This is a genomic window from Cobetia sp. QF-1 (assembly GCF_002213105.1).
GTDB classification, from domain to species: Bacteria; Pseudomonadota; Gammaproteobacteria; order Pseudomonadales; family Halomonadaceae; genus Cobetia; species Cobetia crustatorum.
On sequence record NZ_NBVS01000023.1, the window covers coordinates 1 to 1,707 of the forward strand.

General features: G+C 53.9%; 1 rRNA gene. It reads right to left on the bottom strand.

The features are described from left to right. Positions 1–20: 20 nt before the first annotated feature. Positions 21–1,707: ribosomal RNA gene (locus tag CFN46_RS17335) — 23S ribosomal RNA — on the bottom strand; the annotation flags it as partial.

Here is a 1,707-nt window from a genome sequence, read left to right on the forward strand (position 1 = left end):
GCAAACCCCTTGGGTGTTATATGGTCAAGCCTCACGGGCAATTAGTACTGGTTAGCTCAACACATTGCTGTGCTTCCACACCCAGCCTATCAACCTTGTAGTCTTCAAGGGCCCTTCAGGAGGCGCAAGGCCTCAGGGAAGTCTCATCTTGAAGGGGGCTTCCCGCTTAGATGCTTTCAGCGGTTATCCCGTCCGAACGTAGCTACCGGGCAATGCCACTGGCGTGACAACCCGAACACCAGAGGTTCGTCCACTCCGGTCCTCTCGTACTAGGAGCAGCTCTTCTCAAACTTCCGACGCCCACGGCAGATAGGGACCGAACTGTCTCACGACGTTCTAAACCCAGCTCGCGTACCACTTTAAATGGCGAACAGCCATACCCTTGGGACCGACTTCAGCCCCAGGATGTGATGAGCCGACATCGAGGTGCCAAACACCGCCGTCGATGTGAACTCTTGGGCGGTATCAGCCTGTTATCCCCGGAGTACCTTTTATCCGTTGAGCGATGGCCCTTCCATACAGAACCACCGGATCACTAGAACCTACTTTCGTACCTGCTCGACGTGTCTGTCTCGCAGTCAAGCACCCTTATGCTCTTGCACTCAATGCACGATTTCCAACCGTGCTGAGGGTACCTTCGTGCTCCTCCGTTACTCTTTAGGAGGAGACCGCCCCAGTCAAACTACCCACCATACACTGTCCTCGATCCCGATAAGGGACCTGAGTTAGAACGCCAATGATGTCAGGCTGGTATTTCAAGGTTGGCTCCACCTGAGCTAGCGCCCAGGTTTCCAAGCCTCCCAGCTATCCTACACAGACAACATCAGCATCCAGTGTAAAGCTATAGTAAAGGTTCACGGGGTCTTTCCGTCTAGCCGCGGGTACACAGCATCTTCACTGCGATTTCAATTTCACTGAGTCTCGGGTGGAGACAGCGTGGCCATCATTACGCCATTCGTGCAGGTCGGAACTTACCCGACAAGGAATTTCGCTACCTTAGGACCGTTATAGTTACGGCCGCCGTTTACCGGGGCTTCGATCAAGAGCTTCGGACGAATCCTAACCCCATCAATTAACCTTCCGGCACCGGGCAGGCGTCACACCCTATACGTCCGCTTGCGCGTTTGCAGAGTGCTGTGTTTTTAATAAACAGTTGCAGCCACCTGGTATCTTCGACCGGTAAGAGCTTACGGAGCAAGTCCTTCACTCAAACCGGTGCACCTTCTCCCGAAGTTACGGTGCCATTTTGCCTAGTTCCTTCACCCGAGTTCTCTCAAGCGCCTTGGTATTCTCTACCTGACCACCTGTGTCGGTTTGGGGTACGGTCGCATATGATCTGAAGCTTAGAGGCTTTTCCTGGAAGCGTGGCATCGGCAACTTCCTGACCGTAGTCAGTTCGTCTCGCATCTCGACCTCAGAGGAACCGGATTTGCCTGATTCCTCGGCCTACATGCTTTCACCAGGACAACCAACGCCTGGCTCACCTAGCCTTCTTCGTCCCCCCATCGCAACCATATCCGGTACGGGAATATTAACCCGTTTCCCATCGACTACGCGTTTCCGCCTCGCCTTAGGGGCCGACTCACTCTGCTCCGATTAACGTAGAACAGAAAACCTTGGTCTTCCGGCGGGGGAGTTTTTCACTCCCCTTATCGTTACTCATGTCAGCATTCGCACTCGTGATACCTCCAGCAGACTTCTCAATCC